At 44.6% G+C, this 1,330-nt stretch carries 2 protein-coding genes; both read left to right on the top strand.

Features of this window, described 5'->3' with window-relative positions:
- Window positions 1-85 precede the first annotated feature (85 nt).
- Window positions 86-424, top strand: a complete 339-nt coding sequence (locus MJ770_RS10545) for a DUF883 family protein (RefSeq protein WP_239253821.1) — start codon at window positions 86-88, stop codon at window positions 422-424.
- 47 nt (window positions 425-471) lie between these two features.
- Entirely contained in the window at window positions 472-1,287 is an 816-nt protein-coding gene (locus tag MJ770_RS10540) for a M48 family metallopeptidase (RefSeq protein WP_239253820.1), read from the top strand.
- The last annotated feature ends 43 nt before the right edge of the window (window positions 1,288-1,330 follow it).

Below are 1,330 nucleotides of genomic sequence, written 5' to 3'. Positions count from 1 at the left end.
AAGATACGCCTTTTAAAAATTAGAAATTTGTTTAACGAGGCCATATTTTAAGCAACCAGTTTCTGAATTATCGATGGAGAACGCCATGACACAATCTTCAAATCAAACAGTACAGAATGATTTACTCAAAGATTTAAACGCCGTTATTCACGAAGCCGAGCAATTGTTGAAGTCTGTAGCCGACGAAGGCGGTCATAAAGCGAATGCTTTACGCGATAAGATGGAATCAAATTTGAAGGCAACCAAAGATCGGCTGCGCCAAATCGAAGAGTCTGCAGTTGAAACGACAAAGACGGCAGTGCGAGCCACTGACAATTATGTTCATGAAAATCCTTGGCGTGTTATCGGTGTGTCTGCTGGTATTGGTGTCGTGATTGGGCTGCTGCTGTACAGTTGTTGCAAGGAACGGTCTGGCTGCTCTTAGCGATCCAAAAATATTTGGATAAACAAGCAAGTATCGTAAAGAAAAACATGTTTAATAATAGTATCTATTCGATAATATTAATCAGTTTGTCATTAGCTGCAGTTAGCGGATGCCAAACCACCACTTCAGGCGGTGCGGTCGGCGCACAGCGCTCTCAGCTCATGCTTGTTTCTTCACAGCAATTGGAGCAAATTGCCGATCAAAGCTATAACAAGCTGAAGGCAGAAGCAGAACAAAAAGGGACGCTGAATCAAGATCGCGCGATGTTGGAACGGCTACTTGCGATTACCAACCGCATCAAGCCACATACTGCAACATTCCGTCCTGATGCGCCAGGTTGGAAGTGGGAAACCAACATAATTAGCGACAAACAGCTTAATGCATTCTGCATGCCTGGCGGCAAGATTATTTTTTATTCCGGACTAATTGATGAGTTAAATCTGGAAGATGATGAAATTGCAATTGTATTAGGCCATGAAGTTGCTCATGCCCTGCGCGAGCATTCTCGTGAACAGGTGTCACAAGCAATTGCTGCCAATACCACCATTAATGTTGGTGCCGCATTGTTAGGATTAGGTGGTGGTGTAGCTAATCTGGTTGGTGCGGGTTATCAGGCATTAGTCGCAACTAAATTTAGCCGTACTGACGAGACCGAGGCTGATCAAATTGGTCTAGAGCTAAGTGCACGAGCAGGTTACGACCCACGCGCAGGCGTTACATTGTGGCGGAAAATGATGAAGAGCAAAGGGAGCCAGCACTCACCCGAGTTCCTGAGTAGTCATCCAGCTGATTCAACTCGTATTCAACAAATTGAACAGTTGTTGCCAGCCGTCATGCCACTTTACGAAGCGACACGTAGATAACTAAATAGTTACCTAAGTATCTGCAAATATGTTCGCTAGCGCA

The sequence above is a fragment of the Candidatus Nitrotoga sp. M5 genome (assembly GCF_927904885.1).
In the GTDB taxonomy this organism is placed as follows: Bacteria; Pseudomonadota; Gammaproteobacteria; order Burkholderiales; family Gallionellaceae; genus Nitrotoga.
Note: the sequence above shows the minus strand (reverse complement) of the source record. Positions and strands in the feature narration are given on the sequence as shown.